The 23,530-nt window shown below is 41.6% G+C and carries 17 protein-coding genes and 1 pseudogene; 6 read left to right on the top strand and 12 right to left on the bottom strand.

Going from position 1 to position 23,530, the window contains the following annotated elements:
- The first annotated feature begins 97 nt into the window (after nucleotides 1–97).
- Entirely contained in the window at nucleotides 98–757 is a 660-nt protein-coding gene (locus AMBT_RS01150; protein WP_013782723.1) for a response regulator, read from the top strand.
- 64 nt (nucleotides 758–821) lie between these two features.
- Here the strand turns inward: AMBT_RS01150 and AMBT_RS01145 are convergent, their stop codons facing one another.
- The 7 genes from AMBT_RS01145 to AMBT_RS01115 form a co-directional block, all read right to left on the bottom strand.
- A complete protein-coding gene (locus AMBT_RS01145) occupies nucleotides 822–3,425 on the bottom strand; it encodes a PAS domain-containing hybrid sensor histidine kinase/response regulator (RefSeq protein ID WP_013782722.1) in 2,604 nt (867 codons plus the stop codon).
- A complete protein-coding gene (gene nosP, locus AMBT_RS01140) occupies nucleotides 3,412–4,587 on the bottom strand; it encodes a nitric oxide-sensing protein NosP (protein ID WP_013782721.1) in 1,176 nt (391 codons plus the stop codon). Before nosP ends, AMBT_RS01145 begins: the two co-directional genes overlap by 14 nt.
- A complete protein-coding gene (locus AMBT_RS01135; protein WP_041452459.1) occupies nucleotides 4,553–6,643 on the bottom strand; it encodes a 4Fe-4S binding protein in 2,091 nt (696 codons plus the stop codon). Before AMBT_RS01135 ends, nosP begins: the two co-directional genes overlap by 35 nt.
- Before the next feature lie 40 nt (nucleotides 6,644–6,683).
- Nucleotides 6,684–8,201 carry an acetaldehyde dehydrogenase ExaC gene (gene exaC / locus AMBT_RS01130; protein ID WP_013782719.1) on the bottom strand — a complete coding sequence of 506 codons (1,518 nt, stop codon included), beginning with the start codon at nucleotides 8,199–8,201 and terminating at the stop codon, nucleotides 6,684–6,686.
- Between the two features lie 143 nt (nucleotides 8,202–8,344).
- Nucleotides 8,345–8,974 (bottom strand): response regulator transcription factor, encoded by a 630-nt coding sequence (locus AMBT_RS01125; protein WP_013782718.1) that lies wholly within the window; start codon nucleotides 8,972–8,974, stop codon nucleotides 8,345–8,347.
- Entirely contained in the window at nucleotides 8,971–10,212 is a 1,242-nt protein-coding gene (locus AMBT_RS01120; protein ID WP_013782717.1) for a sensor histidine kinase, read from the bottom strand. The genes AMBT_RS01125 and AMBT_RS01120 overlap by 4 nt, the downstream gene beginning before the upstream one ends.
- Before the next feature lie 174 nt (nucleotides 10,213–10,386).
- On the bottom strand, nucleotides 10,387–10,758 hold the full coding sequence (locus tag AMBT_RS01115; protein WP_013782716.1) for an alpha/beta fold hydrolase: 372 nt from the start codon (nucleotides 10,756–10,758) through the stop codon (nucleotides 10,387–10,389).
- A 502-nt stretch (nucleotides 10,759–11,260) separates the two neighbouring features.
- Here AMBT_RS01115 and AMBT_RS01110 point away from each other — a divergent pair.
- Nucleotides 11,261–11,992: a FadR/GntR family transcriptional regulator gene (locus AMBT_RS01110; protein WP_013782715.1), complete on the top strand. Its 732-nt coding sequence runs from the start codon at nucleotides 11,261–11,263 to the stop codon at nucleotides 11,990–11,992.
- Nucleotides 11,993–12,253: 261 nt separating this feature from the next.
- Here AMBT_RS01110 and AMBT_RS22070 read toward each other — a convergent pair.
- The 4 genes and pseudogenes from AMBT_RS22070 to AMBT_RS01080 all read right to left on the bottom strand — a co-directional run bounded on the left by AMBT_RS22070 (nucleotide 12,254) and on the right by AMBT_RS01080 (nucleotide 16,354).
- Nucleotides 12,254–13,424 (bottom strand): annotated as a pseudogene (locus AMBT_RS22070) (IS3 family transposase).
- 73 nt (nucleotides 13,425–13,497) lie between these two features.
- On the bottom strand, nucleotides 13,498–13,989 hold the full coding sequence (locus tag AMBT_RS01090) for a DUF1993 family protein (protein WP_013782711.1): 492 nt from the start codon (nucleotides 13,987–13,989) through the stop codon (nucleotides 13,498–13,500).
- Between the two features lie 22 nt (nucleotides 13,990–14,011).
- Nucleotides 14,012–15,154, bottom strand: a complete 1,143-nt coding sequence (locus AMBT_RS01085) for a carbohydrate porin (RefSeq protein WP_041452458.1) — start codon at nucleotides 15,152–15,154, stop codon at nucleotides 14,012–14,014.
- A gap of 21 nt (nucleotides 15,155–15,175) precedes the next feature.
- Nucleotides 15,176–16,354 carry a sterol desaturase family protein gene (locus tag AMBT_RS01080; RefSeq protein ID WP_013782709.1) on the bottom strand — a complete coding sequence of 393 codons (1,179 nt, stop codon included), beginning with the start codon at nucleotides 16,352–16,354 and terminating at the stop codon, nucleotides 15,176–15,178.
- A gap of 115 nt (nucleotides 16,355–16,469) precedes the next feature.
- On the opposite strand from AMBT_RS01080, the gene AMBT_RS01075 reads away from it, so the two are divergent.
- A complete protein-coding gene (locus AMBT_RS01075) occupies nucleotides 16,470–17,357 on the top strand; it encodes a LysR family transcriptional regulator (protein ID WP_013782708.1) in 888 nt (295 codons plus the stop codon).
- 582 nt (nucleotides 17,358–17,939) lie between these two features.
- Entirely contained in the window at nucleotides 17,940–18,542 is a 603-nt protein-coding gene (locus tag AMBT_RS21810; protein ID WP_049791736.1) for a hypothetical protein, read from the top strand.
- A 201-nt stretch (nucleotides 18,543–18,743) separates the two neighbouring features.
- Here AMBT_RS21810 and AMBT_RS22535 read toward each other — a convergent pair whose 3' ends face one another.
- Nucleotides 18,744–18,902: a hypothetical protein gene (locus AMBT_RS22535; protein WP_013782706.1), complete on the bottom strand. Its 159-nt coding sequence runs from the start codon at nucleotides 18,900–18,902 to the stop codon at nucleotides 18,744–18,746.
- 534 nt (nucleotides 18,903–19,436) lie between these two features.
- Here AMBT_RS22535 and AMBT_RS01065 point away from each other — a divergent pair.
- Together AMBT_RS01065 and AMBT_RS01060 are read left to right on the top strand one after the other, a co-directional pair.
- Entirely contained in the window at nucleotides 19,437–20,000 is a 564-nt protein-coding gene (locus AMBT_RS01065; RefSeq protein WP_013782705.1) for a DUF2780 domain-containing protein, read from the top strand.
- Between the two features lie 91 nt (nucleotides 20,001–20,091).
- On the top strand, nucleotides 20,092–23,463 hold the full coding sequence (locus tag AMBT_RS01060) for a DUF748 domain-containing protein (protein WP_013782704.1): 3,372 nt from the start codon (nucleotides 20,092–20,094) through the stop codon (nucleotides 23,461–23,463).
- Nucleotides 23,464–23,530: the final 67 nt, after the last annotated feature.

Below are 23,530 nucleotides of genomic sequence, written 5' to 3'. Positions count from 1 at the left end.
GTAACTATTTTGTTAAAATAAATTTAACAAACATAGCGGTAGATTACGTATTGTGTGAGTGCATTTGGGTACTTACTAAGCCGAGGGTAGTAATAGTATGCAAAGAATTCTTATCATTGACGATCACCCTATTTTTCGTCACGCCATGGTGACGATATTAGGCAAAAAATTTCCCGACTCTCAAACCATTGAAGCTAATTCACTCTCTGAAGCGCTTGAGGTACTCGAAGCTGATGCTGCTTTCGATCTTGTGATGCTAGATTTAAATATGCCAGAAACCTGCGGGCTCAATGGCTTACTTGAAATTCGGAATCAGCACCCTAACCTTCCTGTCGTTATCATCTCGGCGGAAACGGAAAAGCACAACATTCTGCAAACCATTTCTTATGGTGCAGTAGGATTCATATCAAAGAGTAGTAAAATAGAAGAAATTGCCACGTCAGTGGAGTCTATTTTTGAGGGTAATGTATGCCTTCCTTCTGAAATTTTACGTACATCATCGACAAGAAACCGAGTGAAAAAAGAAGACGCTATTTCTCTTGATCAAATTCGCTCGTTAACCAGAAAAGAATTAGCGGTTTTGAAATATTTAACCCAGGGTTTAGCTAATAAAGTTATCGCTTATGAGCTCAATATTTCAGAAACAACCGTGAAATCACACGTCTCATCTATTTTGAAGAAATTAGGGGCAAGCAATCGAGTTAAAGTGGTAGCTAGCGCTGCCAATATCGATTTTAATCAGTACGTATTTAACTAATACGTACACAGCATATATGTGTTGTGCCTAGTGTCCTCCCCCTATGGGTTTATGCGAATAGTACTTAAGAAACAGCCGATTTAAGTGCTTGTTTCAAGCGTAGTGAATTAATCGGCTTGTGCAACAGCTGTATATTTGTCCCTTCTAATTCATTTTCTAGCGCTTTAGAATGATTGGCCGTACACAGCATAATGGGCATAGCCGGCATGGTTTGCTTAATATGCTTCGCAATTTCTAACCCGTTCTCTCCGTCATCTAAATGATAATCGACAATAAGCAAATCACACTCGTCAAAGCAATGGTCCATCACCGCCATGCATTGTGCAAAACCTGAAAACGTAACCACTTCCACACCCCAATTTTCGAATAGCGTCTGCATGGCTATCCGCATATTGGTGTCATTGTCGATATGCCAAATTTGTTTATCTAAAAGGTTATCAGGCAAGCTATCTTGAGGTACCGCATCAAACGAAGCCTCGTGCTCAATGTCTTGAATAGATGCAAGGGGCACCGTTAAAGTAAAACAAGATCCTACCCCTTGCGTAGATATAACGTTGATATCATGCTCTAGTAGACGACTCATTTTATCAACGATATAAAGCCCAAGTCCTAAACTGTAAGAATAGTTAAAGTCATTTTCCAATCGACTAAATTCTTTGAAGATTACAGCTTGATCGGCTTGGCTTATTCCAACCCCTTGGTCGAATATACTGATGCGAAGATGGTTGCCTTTCGTCCTTGCCACAAAAAGCACTTTCCCTTTTGCACCGTATTTCATGGCATTACTTAGTAAATTACGAAGAATTCGTGACAGCAAACTTAAATCGGTATGCACAATAGCGTCTTGGAATTTATAACGAAAATTTACTTCATAGTCGTGACTGATGTGGCTGAACTCCTCAGCTAACTGCGTTAGCAATGGGAGTGCATCCTCTCGCTTTTTGTCAGGTTGCACCACACCCGCGTCTAATTTCGATGTCTCAATCAGAGTACGGATTAGGCTGTTTAAGTCGGATAGTGAGTTATCTAAGGCACTTACTATTGGTTCAGCAGATGCTTGTACTTGGTCTCTTAAAGACTCATTAAATAAAATAGCCGCACTTAAAGGCTGCATTAAGTCATGACTAATGGCCGCTAAGAATTTGCTCTTTGAATTCATCGCTTCTTGCAGCGCAATATTTGCGTGATTGAGTTCTCGAGTACGCTTTTCTACATTTGACTCTAGCTGGTCTTTCGCTGCTTGTAGCTGTTGTTTACTTCTTACTTGGTGTGACACATCAGTAGCAAGAACAAAATGCCCTTCTATTTCATTCTTATCGTTGAAATGGGGTAGATAGACTTTTTGTAAGAATCCGATTTCACCTTTTGCGTTAGTTTCTTCACTTTGAAAACTAACCACCTCTCCTTTATTTACTCGCTCTACATAATGAATAAGACGAGGATAGACGTGTTTAAGGTGGCTTTGTTCCATCGCTACGCCGTACAAGGGTTCTTCTCCTAGCCCATACCAATCTCGATAACCCTTGTTGGTGTATAAGAAGTTTTTATCTGTGCCGATATAGGCGATAAGTGCGGGCACATTATCGGTAATCATGCGGATCCAACTTTCGTTCTGCTTCAAGGTTTCCGCATACTGATGCTGAGACGTCACATTGGTAAAAGTACACAGGGTGTTTCCTTCAGGAAGCAGAGTAATTCGCCTATCGACTACCAAGTTTTCGTTAATAATTTGAGTGGTGTCACCACCTTTCTCAAGGTTTAAACCGCTCCAGTCAGCATGCATTTGCAGAGAATAAATATTCTTACAATCAAACATTGCCTGCTTCGACAAATTAGATTGGGTTATAAACGTATTGTTCCAAAAGGCAACGCCACCCTCTTGGTTAATAAGCAAGATACCAACATCAACATTATCAATAAGACTTTGTAGCAGTTTGTTTTTCTCTTTTATTACTTGCTCATACCGATTTGACTCATTTAACTTCACTTCAGTGATATCGTTAAACAAGATAACTTTCCCGCCTTCTTGAGTACGGCGAATAGTCAGTTGATACCACCGGCTATTAGACAGTTGATAGATAACTCGGCCTTCGGAGTCAGGGGGAAGCACACGGCGGATAATCCCTAAATGCTTGGCAAGTTGAGTAATATCATAATAATGATCACCAATCTTTGGCGTAACTGAATAGTTGTCCCAAACAGTTACAAAATGCCGATTGAAATAAACCACTGCCCCTCTACTATCGAGCAATACCATCGCTTGGTTGATACTTTCGATAGCGTCATTTAGGCGCAGCTTGAGTTGATTAGTTTCTTGATTAGCGCGTGCAATTTCAGTATTCGACTTTTCTAACTTCTGCAGCACGATTTGCAATGCTTCGGTTTTCTCGTTTACTTTTTCAGATAACTGCACGGCATGTTCAAAGGCCCGGTAACTATGGTGATTGAATCCACCTTCTTCGATACGATACATAAGCGCAGCGTTAATCTTTTCAAGCTTTTCATTTTCATCGATTTGGCGTGTGAGTTCGCGACGTAGCTTCTCTAGTTCAGTTTCCTCGTGCGTTTTATCCTCTTCAATCTCTGGGAACGCTTCATTCTTATTACGCGCTAGGTTCTCTTCATTACTTTGAGAGTCAATGGTTTGGTGCTGCTCAGTTTTTAGCAAAGTACACCCCCGTGAAGGTCTGGTTTAAATGCACCGAATGAATATGTTCGCCATAAGCATTAAACCCGCCTACATGATATTTTTGCTGCAATCGCTGAATTTCAGATTCTTTTTTGTTTTGTTCAATTTCTAAACGCCGCAAAAAGCAATCACAGGTATACACAAATTCGGCCTCTCCTAACTCCTGAGTTAGCGTTTCTAACTTGTTCTCTAGAACATCGATACAATCACCAAGTTGCACAAAGGTAAGAATAATGCCGATATCAACCGCACAGTAAAACGTTATAGCGTTGGTGGCCAAATCTACTTTTTGTATTGAGCGGATAAAATACCTATCCCCTACTAGTACCGCCAATGGGAATACTGAAAACACATCTGGGGTTAGATCAGAAGCCTTTAACCCAAGCAAACTTGCATAGTATTGCGCAGCGGGTTCGCCGTTAATCTCGTAAACCGTACGAGACTCTGGATCAGCTTTGGTTACCACCAACTTAGACACTGGCGAGTCGATATGATCGACAGAAAAAACAGAGAACGCTTTACCGGTTCCTATCAACATTAACACTGCTGCGTTTTGATGAAATTTCCCCTGATAAAAAACATAGGTGGCTTCAAGTTTTAAATCGTCACCAGCACTGCCGCCTAAATGAGGAATATTGCCGAACGCTGTGGCAAAGGTCTCTAAAAAATGTTCTTCGTGTCGGGTTAGCCCGTCTAGCACAGAAATGACAAAGTGCTGATTGGTATCGTACCGTTTATCTCTTGCCTGCAAGGTATGGCGCAATCCACTTGCAATGTCATGGGCTTCGTCAAAATTAATTTTATCTACGTTTGAAACTAACGCGGTAGCTATGGAAAAATCATGCTTTAAGAAAGCAACAACAACTAAGCTTTCGGTACAATACCCGTTTTTATTGAACTCTCCGGCACTAGTGCAACCGACCGTGGGCACATTGACAAACAGCGATGTCATATTATGCGCGACTTCATCTAAATCGAACGACGTTGAAGTATGAAAAAGTACCAGTTCTATTTCATCTAAAGTCGTTTTAGATAGAATTTCACTGGCAACGTCATGACACGCGTCTGCCGCCGCATATACAGCGGACGCTGACTGACTGGCAGGCTTACTCAGCGCGGACAGGATGGAAGTTTTTGACACGTGTTTGCACCTTATTTTTCTTATATTTATCAATTTTGCATAGGTTAGGATTATCTAACGTCACTACACATTCAAAGCACTGCACACATTCAGCATAATCAATACTGCCATCTTGTTCGATGGCATCTATACCGCATTTTTTCTGCTTACAGAGTTGGCATGGACTACCACATTCTTTACGACGCTCTAAAAGCTTAACTAAAGGGAAGCGGCCTAAAACAGCTAATCCAGCACCCAACGGGCAAAGGTAGCGACAATATACTTTGTGAATTTTTAAACTTAATCCTAATAGTAAAAGCGCATAGAGTACGAACGGCCAATAGCGTGCAAAATGGAGCGTGATCGAGGTTTTAAATGGCTCAACTTCTGCTAATTTCTCGGCCAATGTTAATGAGTAAAACGATGTTGCAACTAAACCAACCAGCACGACATACTTAAGTTTTTGCGCATATTTATGATGCTTTGGCTTTATTCGAATCTGCCTTATTTTTAACTTTTGTGCAACAATTGCCATAATTTCCTGAAGCGCTCCAAATGGGCATAACCAGCCGCAATAAAGCCCTCGCCCTACAATAAATAGCGACACAAACACAAAGCACCACAACACAAAAATAACAGGGTCGAGCAAATAGACTTCAATAGAAAAACCATCGGCTAAATCTAGTAGCAATGTATAAATATTAACGACCGACAATTGCCCTTGCGCGTAGAAGCCGATAAAAAACAAGACAAAGAGCAATGATGCCCCTCTAACAACATGCACCATGCGCGTATATTTCATTAGCTTGCGTTGGAAACCAAAGAACAACGACAGCGCAACTAAGTAAACAAGCGTAATACTGAGTTCCAACCACCTGCTTTGCCACAACTGCTGCCAAAGCGGCACACTAGCACTTTGTTGCGCTTCTGGGTTTTCCATGAATAGTGCGTCAGGTAATAAAAACGTGTGGTTAAACAGGTGCTCATCTTGCTCCATAAACCGAGGGCTAAAGGGCAAACTAATCGAGACCGTCATTTCTTGGTCGAGGGACAGCCCACCTTGTGATTTAATCCTAAGTACTTTTATGGTTTCAAATTCTGGCATCGATTGCTTAAAACTAGGATCGTAAAAGCTATAAAAATCTAAGTCTCTAGCATCAATCGTAAATGCGGATTGCGAGAGGCGAAAAAACTCTGGCGCGGTTTGAGGAATAAACTCATCACTAACGAAACTAAATCCTTGAGTATTCAAGACTAGCAAGGCCACTTCGCCAGGTTTTAAGCTTTCTTGAAGCCTAAGATATTCCTCTTCCCGTAATAGGTTTTTCCCCACAATAGGTAAACTGAGAAAGCCGAAAAAGTGCTCGGAAAATATTGACTTTTGAGGGTCGGTAAAAGCATTTGCCGCGTCGATAACTTCAGTAGGAAGGTCATCTATTTCACTACGGTAAATGGTTTGTTTTTGGATATAACCGGCCGTAACTAGTTGCTCAAAGGTGAGAGTTTCAAAATAATCAGGATTAATAATGCGTGTGCTGGGCAATACAAAACCATCTAATTTGGCCCGCGCTACCGCCAATGCAGAGGTAACAATAGTATCGTTTATTACCAGTACCGACACCGTGGCTTTTGTCACCCCATCAAAGTAGGTCGCATTTTTGCCCACATGGCTTTTTCCACCCACCACGAAACGTTCTTTCACATTGTGGCTTTTGTATTGCGCGATAAAATCTCTTAACGACTGCTCACCTAATCCATGCAAAAAAATGGGTTCGCTGTGTTTTTTTATGGCCAGATCGGCAAAATTACCTTGGGTGTCCAGTCCAATTAACACATTGACTGGTTTACCGGAGAAACCGATAAAGTCGACAAAGTCTTTTGATTCAAACACGTAGCCCAGTAATTGTTGCAATTGATAAACCGGTATTACGTTAATGTCAGTGTGCGCAGTGCCTACACGGGTAGCGGTAGGGAATAATTGATGTACGTCTTCGGGGATCTCAGTGGCATCTGATTGCGCATGAGCTAATGATATGGAGATTATCGTAGCAAAAAGGAATAAAAGCGCTTTAAACATAAAGAAATAGGCAGCACACAAGTGCTGCCTTCCCACTTAATTAAAAGAAACCAAGTGGATTGATGTCGTAACTTACCAGCAAGTTTTTAGTCTGCTGATAGTGGTCCATCATCATTTTATGAGTTTCGCGGCCTATGCCCGATTTTTTATAACCACCAAATGCAGCATGGGCAGGATATAGGTGATAACAGTTAGTCCACACGCGTCCAGCTTCAATAGCTCGGCCTACTCTAAAGGCGATATTTGCATCTCTGCTCCATAACCCTGCGCCTAAACCAAAGCTGGTGTTGTTTGCAATTTCAATCGCTTCTTCTTCGGTTTTAAAGGTTTGCACCGCGATTACTGGGCCAAAAATTTCTTCTTGGAACACACGCATTTGGTTGTGCCCTTTCAATATGGTGGGCTGAATGTAATAGCCTTTATCTAAACCTGGTAACTGTTCTTTTTCACCACCGGTGACAACTTCAGCGCCTTCTGATTTGCCGATATCAATGTACTTAAGGATTTTATCAAATTGTTCACTAGACGCTTGCGCACCTACCATGGTCTCGGTATCAAGCGGGTTGCCACGCTTAATTTTGTGAATTTTTTCAATCACTTTATCCATGAAGGCATCGTAGATATCTTCATGAATAACCGCACGAGATGGGCAAGTACATACTTCACCTTGGTTAAAGTAACCAAGTACTAAACCTTCGGCACATTTATCAATAAATTCCGGCTCGTGATCCATAATATCGGGAAAGAAAAGGTTCGGCGACTTACCGCCTAGTTCAACCGTAGATGGAATAAGATTTTCAGCCGCGCAACGAAGAATATGTTCACCTACTGGTGTAGAGCCAGTAAAGGCGATTTTCGCAATTCGGGTGCTTGTAGCAAGCGCTTGCCCCGCTTCTGCACCAAAACCATTAACAATATTGAGCACGCCTGGCGGCAGCAAGTCTTGAATAAGCTCAGCAAAAACCAAAATAGACACTGGCGTTTGTTCTGCAGGTTTTAACACCACTACGTTACCGGTCACGATAGCCGGTGCGAGTTTCCATGCCGCCATAAGTAGTGGGAAGTTCCATGGAATGATTTGCCCTACTACACCGTATGGTTCGTGGAAGTGATAAGCCACTGTGTTCTTATCAATTTCGCCGATAGTACCTTCTTGGCTACGTATACAGCCAGCATAATAACGGAAGTGGTCAGCGGCTAATGGGACGTCAGCGTTAAGTGTTTCACGCACGGCCTTACCGTTATCCCATGTTTCTGCAACCGCGAGCATTTCAAGATTAGCTTCAATACGATCGGCTATTTTTAACAGAATGTTCGAGCGTTCAGCGACTGACGTATCCGCCCACCCTTTTTTGGCAGCATGAGCAGCATCAATGGCTAGCTCAATATCTTCTGCAGTAGAGCGTGGAATTTTGGCTATATCACTACCATCGACAGGAGACGTAGTAATAAAGTATTCGCCCTTAACTGGCGCAACCCACTCACCACCGATAAAATTACCATAACTTTCTTTGAAACTGAGTACTGAACCTTCACTTCCTGGATTTGCGTAAATCATAATGACACCTTTTTTGAATGCTTAGCGCGTCAACACGCTGCTAGTTATCGCTTACTGTGTCATTTGATAATCGTACTTTTGCAGCCAATCCACCATAATGCGATAGGCCGATTTGGCTCCTACTTTAGGAGGGGAAAAGAAGTTTATGCCTTGCCAATATAACCATGTTTTGTTGCCAGCTCGGTAAATTCTGCAGGAATGGTATTTAACTTTCGCTTTATCACTGTTAGCGCGTTTGACACTGTTTTCGCAGACAGGGCTAATTCATTGGCAATATCAAATCGGGTTTTACCCATCGCCGTTGCGATGAAGATTTCAAATTCACGCTTCGTTAATTTTGCAGCAATATCGACATCAGCGTTTAACAGCTGATTAGCCAAATTAACCGCCAATGAACGTTCTATGTATTTTTGCCCTTTGGCCACCACTTTTATGGCTGATATAAGTGTATCTGGCGGGCTACTTTTACTGATATACCCCATAGCGCCGGTTTGCATTGCCCGCTGTAATATGGCGCAATCCTCAAACATACTAAAAAATATGATTTTCAAATTAGGCTGCGTGGCTAAAAAGTCAGCGGCGAGCAATAAGCCACTCTCTTTCGCAAGATTAATATCCAGAACCAAGGTGTTGATATTGTGCGTTTTAAGTAGACGATGAGTTTGCTGCCCATCAGCCGCTTCTAAAACCGTACATTCAGGCATCATGGCATTTAGTAGAGCTTTATAACCTTCTCTTACTACAGCATGGTCATCTACTAGTAAGATATTCATGCAACGTTAACCTGGCGCAAATCTTCAGTGCCCTGTAATCTGAGCGACAACTGAACCCTTACACCGCCCTCTTTGTGTGATTTTACGACGCAGCTAGCGCCAATACACCTGGCTCTACTGTGCATAGATGACATACCAATACTTTCAACAGCATTTCCGTCAAACCCTTTGCCGTCATCTCGAATTTTGATAGTAAGCCCTTGCTTGTTACCGGCTATGTGCACCCATACTTTTGACGCATCAGCATGTTTTACCACATTGTTAATAGCTTCCTGAACAAAGCGATAAATATGAATATCTCGCTCATGCTCTTGGGCAAATTTATTCAAATTGATAGAAACTTGCCATTCGATTTGAGGGTGGGCTAGCTCTTGTTCGAATACCAGTTTTTCAAGGGATTGCTGTAACGATACCCGGTCTAACACTAACGGATGGAGGTGGACCGTTAAGTGGCGAATGGCGTCACTAATTTGCTGGCTCATGGCCTGCACTTTATGGGCAGACAACTCAAGCACACTGGGCTCATTTGAATTCACTAAAATATAGGCGTGAGCTTTAATGGTAGTAAGTAGTTGCCCCACATTATCGTGTAACTCTCTAGCAAGATAGCTCCTTTCTTGCTCCTGTAACAGCGCGAGTTTTTTATCTATTTTAACCAACTGCCTTTCTTTATTTTGTAGTGAGTCTTGAAGGCGTTGGAATTGTCCAATAACACGCTTTACTTCTTTAATATCACTGTCTTCAATATCATTCGTTGCTTTGCCATCTACAAGTTGTTGCAAAGCATAGCCCAATTGATTTAAAGGCTTCAAGTGCTGCGCTACGGCAACTTTTAGCGTAAATAGCAATACGCTTAAGGTTGTAAAAAATAACGCGACCACTAGCCAAAAAAGGTTCATGTTCTGCACCAATTCGGCAGTATTGTGCGCTCTTACTACCAAATATTGATTTTCATGGATGGGAATATAGATAGGTTGGTTGTCAGAATGATAATTAGTAGGCATTGATAACCGACCAGTAAAGCCTGATACCGATAGGTGTGGGCTTTGCTCTGCAACTGCCTTGATATCGTTAGCATTCATATTCGCTTTAAGCATCTCTTGCACTTGGTTTAGCGCACTGGATGTTTCATCGTTTATATTTTGGCGAATTTGGAAATAGACCGCGCAGGAAAAGACAATAAAACACACGATAAAGACGGCCACGATGGCACTGGATATTTTCTTAAACCCCGACATGGCAATACCATAAACACAAAATAGACGTGTTTATGCTAAACAGTCTTCGCTAACAAACACATCCTGCAATAGCCCTGTTTTAATCATTCAAAAGGAGGAGAAGAAGATGGAGGCGGCTAGCAAGGCAGTCGTCAATTTTACCCGTGTTCAGCCGCCAGAAGTACGTTGGTGAAATTATAAAAACGCTACGAGTGACTCCGACACAGATTCAGGTTGCTCATCAGTAACCCAATGTGCAGCGCCCTCTATCCACTTGATAGAAGAATCGGGAATAGCATCCGCTAACATTGGTGCATATTTCGGCTTTTGGAACTCGTCTTTATCTCCCCACAGTATCAATGTTTCATGAGTAAGAGTAGGAAGGCTTCCCGCAATGGCTTGGGTGTATTCTTTATTCAGTCTACGCATATTGCGGAAGAAGGCAGCTTTCCCCTTTTCATTACTCCACGGGGTAATATATAAATCTATCATCTCTTCAACCGGCACCTTGTCTCCGTATACGCCGTTAGGAATGAAATCTTCAAGAATACCGCTAAACTTTTCCACACTAGTGCTTTCTTCGAAACCGTTTTCGAAACTTTGTTATGAGTAATCAATTATGTTAATGCTGAACAGATGAAACCAGTAAAAAAACGAACACAAAATGTTAACCAATTGACAATTAAAAGCGCAGAAATCCACCTCAAATTGTTGACCAATAACCCCTGTATGCTATAACTAATAATAAGTAAAATCCTTCAAACCCTTAGTTTTTGAGCGCCTTCGACTGTAAACAGCATAATTTTAATCTCTTTGGTGCATATAAATATATGATTTGATAAGCCTCTTTTAACAAATACTTCTGTATTTGTAGAATAAGACGTAGATATCCTGAATTGATTGTTTTAAATGGTAGGTTTTGTTAGCGGATTTAGCAGAACAAACGCAGCTAGGCACCGGTATGCTTGAACCTTTTAAAGCAATTGAATTGTGTTGAACAATAAGTACAATTTAACCGATTAAGTTGTATCTGTTTGTACCTAATTATTGCAGTTATAAGGTTTAGTTGATGAAAAATCGTCGCATGTTCTGGCATATCGTTGAAAAAATAGAAGCGCAAATTGACGCTGGCCGATATCCCCCTGGAAGTCGCTTGCCGCCCGAAAGAGAACTTGCTGAAAATTTTGACGTCAGCAGACCAACCATCAGAGAAGCCATTATTGCACTTGAGGTGCGAGGCCGCGTGGAAGTTAAAGTAAGTTCTGGTGTGTATGTGCTAGACAATCAGCCTCAACAAAGTGAAGTACAACGCATTAGTGCTTTTGAGCTTACTCAAGCCCGCGCGCTGGTAGAAGGCGAAGCGGCAGCACTGGCGGCGCTTTCGATAACCGATGAAGAGCTTAATAGTCTTAACGACACCCTTATTGCAATGGAAAATGACGACGAGCCGGAAAAAGCCGATAGAGAATTCCACTCTATTATCGCCAAGGCTACTCGTAATAACGCGCTGTTGTTATCTATTCAACATTATTGGAAGTTAAGAGAATCTCAACCTCAAATCATATCGTCGTACAAAAGCGTTTGCGGTACCAGTAGTCAATACCGGCTAGAAGAGCACAAGCGTATATTTATGGCGTTAAAATCACGTGATTCACAAAGCGCGCGAACCGCCATGCATGGACATTTTAATCGATTGATTAATGCTTTATTTGAAGCATCAGAGGCCAAAGCCTTGGAAGAAATTAAAAAGAAATCAAGCGAAACCCGAGACCGATACTCTATTACTCATTTAGTCGGTTAAGTCGACAGCTCAAACCTATCACTTAATATTAAGCCGCTTAATTCACCTTAAGCGGTTTTTTTATGTCTCTACACCCCTATTTTTAGAAGATACTCATCAACGAAAACTCCCACCACAACAGACTTACCAAAGTGTAAGAATAATAAATAATTTTGGTATGATATGAGTGTTGGATAAAACTATCCACGCCCTTATATTTGAAAATTATTAATTACATTGCGTTTACATTAAGGGGGCGCTGCCTGAATCGACCAGACTTTACTAGACAGATTTTCTTTTGAATTCTTCTAGCTTTTCATAAGCCAGTGGAGGCATATTATTCGCGTCACCATGCTTGCGTCTAGAGTTATAAAACATTTCGATGTAATCGAATATGTCGGCTCTTGCATGTTCACGTGTTGTATAAATTTTTCTCTTTATTCGTTCTCGCTTAAGTAGTTGGAAGAAGCTCTCTGCGACGGCATTATCATGGCAGTTCCCTCGACGGCTCATGCTGGCTTTGAGATTATGTTCAGTTAAGAAGTCACTCCATTCATAACCTGTAAATTGACTCCCTTGATCTGAGTGTATAAGTACCTGCTTTTTAGGCTTTCGTTGTCACACCGCAGCTAGCAGGGCTTGAGTAACAAGCTCAGACTCCATGCGAGAACTCATCGACCAGCCAACAACAGCGCGAGAGTATAAGTCTAAAACGACGGCAAGGTAGAGCCAGCCTTCGTGAGTTCGGATGTAGGTAATATCAGTGACCCAGTATCTGTTCGGTGTGGCAACCGTGAATTGCCTATCAAGCACATTATCGGCAACAACCGCAGGCTTGCCGCTGAAGTGTCCTTTATGCTTTTTATAACCGACTTGTGCCTTTATACCTTCTAGCTTCATCAATTTAGCTACGCGATGTTTGCTGCAAGCTTCGCCTAAATCCTTAAGGTCACTCGTGACTTTTCTATACCCATAGACACAGCCACTTTCTAGCCAAGAATGCTTAATTAACCCCATCAGGCGCTCATCTTCTAACTGTCGCTTTGATTTCGGTTTATCCACCCATGCGTAGAAGCCACTTCGTTGTATTAAAAGTGCTTCACACATGAGTTTTATTGGGTAATTCTTGAGCCTAGCTTTTATGAACGCGTATTTTTCTTTGACTCGCCCGCGAAAAATACGGTTGTAAGTTCAAGTGATCACTGCAACGCTCTTTTCGATTTTGTGTGATGGAGTTTTGAATTTCAAGCTCTTTCTCTAGCTGCTTAATTCGGTCGGATTGTTCTTGAGACTGCCTATGTTCTTCACTCTCTGGGCCGTAGGCTTTTATCCAGTTATACAGCGAACTGCTAGTCACTCCCAGTCTCTCAGAAACGCTTGCCACCGAATAACCTTGGTCGGTAACTTGTTTGACGGCTTGTATTTTAAATTCTTCTGTAAATCGCTGAGACATCTTTTCTCCTTAGTACACACAATTATAAAGCAATTAAGTGTCTAGAGAAGTCTGGTCGATTCACTTCTTTGTTTTATTCAAAACAAAATCCATCTGGATACTGGTGTATTTGATCAAAATCAGCTTTACCTAGTGAGAGGCCACTTACCTTGAGTGAGGCATAAGCCATACTTATATGAAACAAAAAATTTGGAATGGCATAGATATTAATAAACGTATCACGTTCAAAGGATCGTTCAGCAAACCCTGCTGTGATTCCAAACTGCATAGACGTTTGGCTCTCCAATTCCTTGTCTGGTATGGAATCAAGATAACTCATCGTACTCTTCAGCTCATCAATTAGTGCTGCTCGGTCAGTCCCTCTGTAAAACGTGAGGATTTCTCTAGAGGCCAGTTGACAGCAACAACGTAATGTAAATGACACGGCGGTGCTAATATGCTGATGTGCCGGGAACATGGTATCTGTGAGTTGGTGCTTTAAGTGAGAATCTACATTGTCATTTTCTTCAAGAATTCTTTTAACATTTGATAAATAATATAGAAATACTTTTTTTGGATTGTTCATAAACAGTGTTTCCTTATTTCACTTACCACCACGTTTCATATTGAAATCCCACATTCATGCCAGCGGTGGAAACCTCGTATGGGTCATCGACATCAAAGACCGTGATGAAAAACCGATATACTGGTCGATCATAAAAAGTCTTGTTTTTTGAATATTGTAAGCCTAAAGAATACTTTCTATGTCTTGCCGTGTACTTGTCTTTGAGCTCCAATGTGTCAAAACTGATCTCTTGAACCAACGTAATTTCTGATGACAGGTAATTCATAATTCTTAATGCGGTCCCAAACCACTGTTGCGTTTCTGAGACCAGCGTTCCGCTTTCTCTTTTTTCGTATATATTGGTCACTCCCAGACTCCATAAATTGGCGTCGTATACCAACTCATTTACTACTTGAATTCCATTAGTAGTGGGATTAACTCCTCTAGGTTGCGAAAATTCATGGTGTGCGAGCGGGCCGCTCGCTTTTTTTATTGCAAATAAGTAAGTCAGTTCACTATCCACCCGTGTTGTGAAGACTATGCCAAATGCTCTATGTATGCCATGATCAGTATCGTTTCCATAGGTAGTAATAATTTCTAATGACGAGCTATCCAGATACTCAAAAAGATCAGAAATCAACACACGTAAATCTGTCGAATTTATCTTCGATCCCTGAGTATCACTAAAAAAATGTGAACCTGTAACTCGAATATCCTCAGTTACATCATAGTAGCCACCGACACCTTCTCCCCTGTAGTGATAATATTTATAATCATAAATATGCGCTTCCCGGCGTTGATAACTTCTTTTTCCCGTCCAAAGTCCCCACCCAGAAGCAAATCTAACTTGTAAGAACTGCTCGTCGGCGCTGAGTAAGTATGGATCTTGTCCAGGCAAATCCAAGAAATCCCAGCCTATGACACCTAACAGTGTGAACTCGTCAGTTTCATAGGAGGGATGTAATTGGAATTCCAAAAAGCCTTCGCATTCGTTTCCGTATCTGGATTTTGCGAAAGCGTTCAACATACTGTTGCAGTTCATTGTATTCCCGTTATCGACTCCAATTAAAAATCCATGCCGAAAATAGCCTGTTGTATCAAGCTCAAAGGATGCAATGGCTGACCAGCTACTGCAAGTCAGTGTGAGCGCCACGAAAAGAGCAAAAATAAACCTTTTATTCTTCATGCTTAAAGCCATGTAGCACTGTTAGTGGCTAAGTTTAGACTTGTTTGGTGGAGACCAGAATACCGATCCGAATAGAATTTTCGGCCAATATCGAAGCTTATTTTTTTTGAACTCGTCTATAAACCTGATATATGGCAGCAGAATATACCTCATTGGATTCACGCAATAGTCAGTATGTTTACTAAATAATCCGGACTCGGGAATATAATTTACTGGCTCTACATATGTTCCAAACAGTCTATCCCACAGCGTCAAACGTGCTCCAAAGTTGCACCCGGTTCTTTTGTTGTGAATTGGATCTCGAGAGTGATGCGTATAGTGCACACATGTCGTCATGAAAAATAAGCGCAACCATTTAAGCGGTCTGTAACGATTTTCAAGCGCATAAAGCGCAACTGAATGAGAGGGATCAATCCAAAGATTGATTAAAGCCATTGGTATTAGGAAGTAACCTGCATTAGAAAAATCATTGGTAAATAATTTTGCAACAAGAGGGAGCAACATCAACGAAGCGATACCATGCGCATTTAACAGAAAAAATCGTGGCTCTACACCGTGAGTAAGCTGAGTCAGATTTTCATTTCTGTGATGGTATATATGACCTAAGTTCCAGAATACCCTAACATTGTGGATCATCCTATGTGACCAATAAAAACAGAAATCTCCAAGTAACATGGCGATTAAAAAAGCAGATACACCGTCAAGATGAACGAGTGTAGGAATTGAAACAATAAATGAATCGTAACTATCAATTAAGTTCTCTACTGGTAAAAGACTAAAGCTGAAGACACCCAAAAACAGAATAAGAGAGTTAACGACAACCATATTTAGCATATTCGCATAATCGAAAGAGCGGCCAGTGAGGCGTTTGAAGAAAACCAAATCTGCTAGTCCGACAGCTAGACCCCAAACGATTTTTGCGACTGCGATACATATTAGTAGAGAATATAGCTCTGGCGAAATCCAGTCCTGCTGAATACTTTCTACCATATAAAATACTTCAACAGTGCCAGAATGATAAACGTCTATCATTCGCAGTACCTGAGGTTGCCAAATGCTCCAACCTATTACACCTATTGCTATAGTAATTAAAAACAATAACTTTGTTCTCGGTACTTCGATATTGTAGTGCCACATTTTTTTAAGCAGCTGTTTACCTGATTTAAAGGTTTTTGCACTATTGAGGATTCGCTCAGACATAGCAACTTTCCTTGTTTTGTTAGACCGAGCTGTAGAATATGTCGAATTCTATTGAAAATAATCAGTGTATTTATTATTTTACTATCAACCTGTGGTTTATAATCTAAAGCGTTAAATGAGTATTTATAGTGAAGTAGGGGCTTTTCATGCTGTTGTGGAGCAAGGGAGCTTCATAGGCGCTGCTAAAAAACTAGGAGTGAGCAGTACTGCTGTGAGCAACTCAGTGAAAAAGCTTGAGGCTCGGTTGAATGTGAGACTTCTTGAACGATCTACGAGAGTAGTTAGAGAAACCCACGAGGGTAGATCTTTTTATCAACAAAGTCGTTTGGCGTTTGCAAAGCTTGAAGAGTCATTTGAAGAAGTCAAAGATAAATCGGAAATACTCGCCGGTGAAATAGTAATTGCTGCACCTACTGACTTAGCCAAGACGAGACTTCTCGGGGTTCTTGACTCCTTTTTGTCCATCTATCCCGAGGTTCGTTTTCGGGTAAACACATCTGACTTCGTGGAAGATCTATATTCCGGCGATATTGATATAGCAATAAGGTATGGTATTCCCAGTGATTCAAGACTCGTTGCGCGTCCTCTATCCGATAAGAGAAGAGTCTTATGTGTTTCTCCCGACTTTATACTCAAGCATGGCCATATACAACACCCCTCAGAACTATCTCACCTACCTTGCATCTGTTATAAAGTTCGAGACAAGATAGATAACGAATGGGTTTTCTATAATCGGTCGGGCCAACGAATCCAAGTGAAGGTAAATTCCCAATTTTGTACTGACAACAGCTCCATTGCCAGAGAGTGGGCCGTAAGAGGAAAAGGAATAGTATATAAATCTAGCGTGGACGTACATGAGGATATTAAGAAAGGTCGATTGGTGACAGCACTAAATCAATTTGTAGGCCAAGAGTCCGCATTAAATGTGATCTATCCCTCTGCTCGGTATCAGCCACTAAGAGTTAAATACTTAATAGATTGCCTAATTGAATTCCAGTGGTGAAGGTTTACGCTTTGATTTGATAGTTCATAACTGTAGCGTCCTGACTTCTTCTCCTGTCTGACTGCTAATTACATCTTACGTGGACCATGTTTAAGATTAATCACGCCACTAATTCCATTTATGTGGGACACCGTTATTTTTTGTTGAACTACGACGCGTATATGCAGTTGGTCATTTCATATTTCTAAGATAGTCAGGAGACGCTTGAGCGCTAAAATTGCGGTCCACCTTACTGTATTGGATTCGTGCCAGAGTATTAAGTCTAAAATTTAAGAAGCAGCAAGTTTGGCGTTAGAATGATTAACTATCGCTGTGACTTCAGCGGACACACTGCCGCCGCTTGGTCAGGCTGTTGCGAACGTTGGCCTCAACAAGGAATACAAAAAGCCAGAAATATTTCATGGCTGCAACATGAAATGAGGAGTGGTAGTGTTATTAAAAATGTACACTTTTAACTGTACTGACTCACACATAATTTGCTAGGTTCGGTTCGGATTTTGAATTAAACCAAATCTTACAATTCTCAACTGATTTATTGTTAAAAAGAGCGCAGGCCGTGTTAAAGCAAACATAGGATTTATGATGATGAAAACTGACCGGATTTTTAGTGAAGCGGATCACAGTTTACACCAAGAATTTTCTGCTCAAGATAGTCTTATCAACACAATTGACAATTCAAATCCAGCAGAACTTGTTATTGATAACCCGGCTTCATTTAACATCACCAAAGGGCACACTGATGATGAATCTTTTTCTCAATTGTCTGTTGATATTCCATCAGATGGCATGGATAAGATGGCTATCGCGTGGTGCAAAAAACGTGGACTTCATGGAGCGCTCGGTGGTCCAGTAGGTCGAGAGTTTGGCTCAGTGGATTGCGAATACAATGAGCATATTTCCTATACTATCGAACAAGAAGATGCTGAGCGAGTGGAAGGGGAAAGGCAGTCAGAGACAGAAAGTAATCTTGAATTTGATAACATTTTTGATGTTGTAGCAAACAGTTCAGAAAAGGCTAAGCTGTTAAAAGAAGAGTCCGATAAGTTTATTAATGATAGGGACGCTAGCGAACAAAAAGTGCTATTTTCGACGTTGCATACTAAGCATAAACGAGCGGCTTTTGGAATTCTCAACCATATCAGAGCTAGTCAATCGATGACGAAACTTCACTGTTATCAGCAATAGAAGAGGCGTTGCTAGAAGAACATGTCATGTCTGACAATGAGGATTTTTAGAGTCTGACTGGCAATTTGAAATTAGATTAGTTGCTTTAGGAGTTGAATAGAGCATTAATTAGCGCGAAGAGCGTTATGGATCTACAAAAATCGTAACGGTTACTTTCGTGATAAAGATTTCAAGCCCACATGCATCTAAAAAGTATATCCTTCAAATTTTATGATTATTACCTTGCCTCTTGATATGTTTTTCACCCCATCTTTCTATTTTCGGCCCAAAATGATTGATGACAAACACACCGATAACCAATACAAAACCTGTTATAGGTAGAGCCCATGAAACGAACTCGATACCGCTGATGCCTGTCATGCTCTTCTCCGACAACAAGATAAATTCTCACACCAAGACCGATTCCTACTAATTCAAAAACCACTGCATAGCCTCAACATTGTTATCATTTTATTTGATTTGTTATCATTTATTGTGAAATTTTACTTTATGAAGTAACAACCTAAAGCAGTACTTCCCTACCCGATGTGTGTACACGATATTTCCCCCAGTGCTTTTACTCGATGCTGTCGACGCAAAGCCCTTAGCCTAATAGAAAGCCCTAGTCTCATATAAAATAATATCCGCACATTCTATAAAAGATAATGGCCACATGACTTACTGCACGCTTCGTATTTCCCCACACGAATGTAAAGCTGCTTTACACTTTATTTCAGGCAATAGCACTAAATTTACGTTAGGATAGCGCTTCAGAATACCGCCTAAATTTCACCTATTTCACTATGTAAAACACTATCTACTGCGCTATCGAGCTAGACTAGCGCTAACCTTGCTTCTTAGTTTGCTGACATACTAGCTACAGCCCGGTAGATTTCTACTTCAAAGGAAAATCTTATGAAAGTCTTATCTTTATTCGTTATCGCTACATTATCATTTTCGGCACACGCTTCTGCCAACGACACGCTTAACAAACTAAAAGGTATGTTGGGTGATGCCAGTACATCCACTTCACAAACCACAGAAGCGGCTGAGGCTAGCTCGTTAGATGTGTCTAGTTTGGTAAGTATGGTGTCAGAAAATTTAGGCGTAAGTGAAACACAATCTGAAGGTGGTTTAGCCTCTATTTTTGATTATGCTAAAGGCAACCTGACTACTGCTGATTATTCAGAACTTGCCAGAGCCATCCCTGGTTTAGATTCTTTATTAGAAAACGTACCTTCAGTAGCAGCAGATTCTACAAATGGCGGCTCAACTATGTCTGGATTACTAAGCAAAGCTTCTGAATATAGTAGCTCTCTAGGCTCTATTAACGAATTAAAGCAACAGTTCGATGCGCTTGGCTTAGATGCCGATATGATAAGCAGCTTTATCACACAAATTAACACTTACCTAAACAGCAATGAAGAAACACAGTCTTTACTTCAGTCTGGCTTAGGTAATTTAGCCTCAATGCTTTAATATTTATTTTTGGCGGCTGTATTAGTGATGGACCTATGCCATCACTTATTCGCCGCCTTTTTCTCTTCTATTTAATACGTCTAGAATAATTATGCCCATAAAAAACTTATCCACCTCATTTAAGCAGCAACCTAAATGGCGGCGTATTGCTACCTACTTTCTGTTGGCATACTTATTCTACGCGTTAATACTGGGTCTTGTTGCGCCTATGGTTCTTGAATCCAAAGCACCAAGAATATTGAGTGAACAGTTAGGCCGAAATGTCAGTATCGACAATATTCGCATTAACCCTTTCTTGCTGCGCGCTAGGGTGTCTGGATTTTCTATTGATGAAGCTAGTAACGATGAACCATTCATTGCGTTTACACTGCTGGAAGTGGATGTGGGCTTTTGGCACACCCTATTCAGCTTTACCCCTACCCTAGAGCACATCTATCTAAATGCCCCTTATGCACGCTTTGCTCGGGTATCGGAAGGTGATACTTCACTAGCGTCTGATCAAGATACCACCGTATTTAATTTTTCTGACATTATAGATACGCTCGCTAAAGCTAATAACGATACAACCGAGCCTGAAGCGCAAGAGCAAAGCGAAATACCTCATATTCGCTTGGGGAAATTTCGCCTGAGCAATGGCCACATTTCAGTGGCCGATTATGTCACTGACACACAGCTTGATTATCCAGAGTTGTCTTTTACGCTAAACAATCTTGATACCCTAGCCACTTCCTTAAATGTAGATGCAGACCAAAGTCAGGTTAGTGGCGCTGATAATAACTCCCTAAGTGCAAAGAACAGCACTGAAAATAGCAGCAAAGAAGAATCAGCCAACCACTATTCTTTTACCCTCGCGACCACCGAAGGCGGCAGCGTTCAATTCGATGGGCAGTTTCAGCTGTCTCCCATAGATATAGCGGGTAGTTTTGAGGTGAGCCAAATTGCGTTAGCTCCGCTTTGGCCATTATCTGATGACATGATTGATGCGAAAATAACAAACGGCGCCCTAAGTTTTTCCCTGAATTATCATCTATCAGAAAACAATAATGATTTTCGCTTTCAAGCAGATAATGCCGACTTATCTTTGTCTCAATTAGTTATCTCAGACAAAGAAAGCCCTAGAATTAAGCTTGCTGAATTACGTGTCAGTGACATGAGCCTAGATACCGAAACGCAGCAGGTTAATGTTGCTAATTTTAGCCTAGAACAGCCTTGGATAAGTGCTCAAATCGACAAATCGGGTGTAGATTTAGTATCAATATTTACCCCAAAAGGATTCTATGAAAAAGCTTCGCAAGCGGCCTCGAGCACTTCGTCCACAGGCCCGACAGCCGCGACAAAAGCCTCACCTGCGACGCCTCCTACAACCGCAACCGCGCCAACGTCATCAGATTATAGCGCCAGCGCAGCGCCAAACACAGGGAACTCAGCTTCTGTTGATGCCACACAAAGTGATAAAGCGGCGTGGCGGGTAGTACTGCAAGCGTTCGCGTTAAACGAGGGCGATGTACTCGTACGAGAAAGTATGGTTTCTGACGGGGTTAATTGGCGAGTATTTCCGCTAAATTTAACCACGGGCGTGATAGATTCTACCCTGACAACCCCAATCGATTACACTATTGATATAAAGCTCGGTGGCAGCCTAGCGCGGTCTACCGCTTCAAGCCTACCCGACACTTTATCGATAGCCACACCCGCTTCATCGATAAGCAGTAAAGGCGCTATTTTGGCAAATGTTCAAGCCGTGTCGGGGACTATTGATATCAGCCAATTCGGCCTTTCCCAACTTCAGCCTTATGTAGAGCAGTATTTAAATCTTGCTCTTGAAGATGGCAGTGCAGATCTTTCAGGTAGTTTTGAAGCCAATAGTGACAGTAAAGTAGTATTTAATGGGCAGGCGAGCATAGCGTCACTCACGGTTATCGATGATTTAAAGCAAGAGCCTTTGCTGCAATGGGCCGACCTTCAAATTAAAGGTATTAAGTATAATTCTACTGACAGCACCCTTTCTTTAGAAAAAATCACGCTGGATAAACCCTACGCTAAGCTATTAATCGCTGAAGACAAGCAAACTAACTTCAGTAATATTGTAGTAGAACAAACTGCCTCCCCCTCTATTTCGACACCAGAAACCAAAACCCAACCTGAATCTAAACAGGGAGCTCACCCCAGCGCTGACGAAGAAGTCTCTGAGCTTGTTATTCGCATTGGTGAAATTGTCTTTAATGATGGTAGCGCCTACTTTGCTGATAATTCTTTGCGCCCTCGCTTTGCTTCTGGAATTGAAAGCTTAAACGGCAGCATTACTAAACTCTCATCAAATGCCGACACCGCCGCAAATGTAGACGTAAAGGGTAAAATAGATGGCTACGCGCCAGTTGCTTTGTACGGCGCGATTAACCCGCTAATAAAAGATATCTTTTTAGACCTCACTTTCACCGTAGAAGGCGCGGAACTTACGTCAGTAAACCCTTATTCAGGTACTTATATGGGGCACTTTATTGATAAAGGTTTATTGTCCCTCGATATTCAGTATTTATTGGAGGATAACCAATTAGCGGGCAATAACCATGTAGTCATTGACCAACTTACCTTAGGTAGGAAAACAGACTCTGACCAAGCGCTTAGCTTACCGCTTGGGCTGGCCATAGCTTTATTAGAAGACTCAAACGGTGTTATCGATCTAGGTCTTGAAGTGTCGGGTGATTTAGATAGCCCAACCTTTGGGTTCGGCTCTATTATATTAAAAGCAATTGGTAACTTAATCACGAAAGCGGTGACTGCGCCCTTTTCGTTGTTGGCGAACTTAGTCGGCAGCGACGACGATGAGCTTAATGAAATTGACTTCACGCATGGCTCATCGCAGTTAACTGATGCTGCATCAAGTAAACTCGCTACCCTTGCCGATGCGCTAACAAAACGCCCTGGACTTCGCGTGAATATTGAAGGCACTGTAGATGAAGTACCTGACGCTTATGAACTAGCAGAACAGAAACTGCAACAACAGCTGTTGGCCCTTTCTGGTCAAGAGGCGCTACCAGAAAGCTTGTCGCCAAGTACTATGCCGATAAGCGGCCCTCTCGCTGACGCATTAAGTGAGTTATTCGTTAGCAGCACCGGCAAAACAGTAGAAGAAGAACGCGTAGTGGTAATAGCTAAATTGCAGCAAAGCGGTGAAGATACAGGTAAAGATACTGCAGATAGCGAAACAACACCTGTTCAAGTAGCACCTGATGCCGCGCAAGTCGAACAAGCACTCTATATCGCCATGTACAATCAAGTAAGAAGTGCCATGGACATACCGAAGCGGGAACTTGCCCATTTAGCTGATGCCCGCGCCAAAACGGTGAAAAACTTCTTGGCAAATGAACTTGCGGTAGACGCGAATCGTCTGTTTTTACTGAATAGTCGACAACATTTACAGCTTAAAAAGAGCGGAGTCGCCTTAACGCTTGAGGCTAATTAACTCTTCAGCCAGCTCATTCATATTTCTCAATGCTACTTATTACAATTTTGTTATTGCGTGCTAGCCG

Origin of the sequence: Alteromonas naphthalenivorans (assembly GCF_000213655.1) — a bacterium.
GTDB classification, from domain to species: domain Bacteria; phylum Pseudomonadota; class Gammaproteobacteria; order Enterobacterales; family Alteromonadaceae; genus Alteromonas; species Alteromonas naphthalenivorans.
The sequence above is the reverse complement of the archived record's forward strand: the minus strand, read 5'-3'. Positions and strand labels throughout refer to the sequence as shown.

Excerpts from the sequence above, each read along its gene's own strand:
- AMBT_RS01150 (WP_013782723.1), top strand. The coding sequence starts at position 98 with ATGCAAAGAATTCTTATCATTGACGATCACCCTATTTTTCGTCACGCC.
- AMBT_RS01135 (WP_041452459.1), bottom strand. The coding sequence starts at position 6,643 with ATGTTTAAAGCGCTTTTATTCCTTTTTGCTACGATAATCTCCATATCA.
- exaC (WP_013782719.1), bottom strand. The coding sequence starts at position 8,201 with ATGATTTACGCAAATCCAGGAAGTGAAGGTTCAGTACTCAGTTTCAAA.
- AMBT_RS01125 (WP_013782718.1), bottom strand. The coding sequence starts at position 8,974 with ATGAATATCTTACTAGTAGATGACCATGCTGTAGTAAGAGAAGGTTAT.
- AMBT_RS01120 (WP_013782717.1), bottom strand. The coding sequence starts at position 10,212 with ATGTCGGGGTTTAAGAAAATATCCAGTGCCATCGTGGCCGTCTTTATC.
- AMBT_RS01110 (WP_013782715.1), top strand. The coding sequence starts at position 11,261 with ATGAAAAATCGTCGCATGTTCTGGCATATCGTTGAAAAAATAGAAGCG.
- AMBT_RS01090 (WP_013782711.1), bottom strand. The coding sequence starts at position 13,989 with ATGAACAATCCAAAAAAAGTATTTCTATATTATTTATCAAATGTTAAA.
- AMBT_RS01085 (WP_041452458.1), bottom strand. The coding sequence starts at position 15,154 with ATGAAGAATAAAAGGTTTATTTTTGCTCTTTTCGTGGCGCTCACACTG.
- AMBT_RS01080 (WP_013782709.1), bottom strand. The coding sequence starts at position 16,354 with ATGTCTGAGCGAATCCTCAATAGTGCAAAAACCTTTAAATCAGGTAAA.
- AMBT_RS01075 (WP_013782708.1), top strand. The coding sequence starts at position 16,470 with ATGAGTATTTATAGTGAAGTAGGGGCTTTTCATGCTGTTGTGGAGCAA.
- AMBT_RS21810 (WP_049791736.1), top strand. The coding sequence starts at position 17,940 with ATGATGAAAACTGACCGGATTTTTAGTGAAGCGGATCACAGTTTACAC.
- AMBT_RS22535 (WP_013782706.1), bottom strand. The coding sequence starts at position 18,902 with ATGACAGGCATCAGCGGTATCGAGTTCGTTTCATGGGCTCTACCTATA.
- AMBT_RS01065 (WP_013782705.1), top strand. The coding sequence starts at position 19,437 with ATGAAAGTCTTATCTTTATTCGTTATCGCTACATTATCATTTTCGGCA.
- AMBT_RS01060 (WP_013782704.1), top strand. The coding sequence starts at position 20,092 with ATGCCCATAAAAAACTTATCCACCTCATTTAAGCAGCAACCTAAATGG.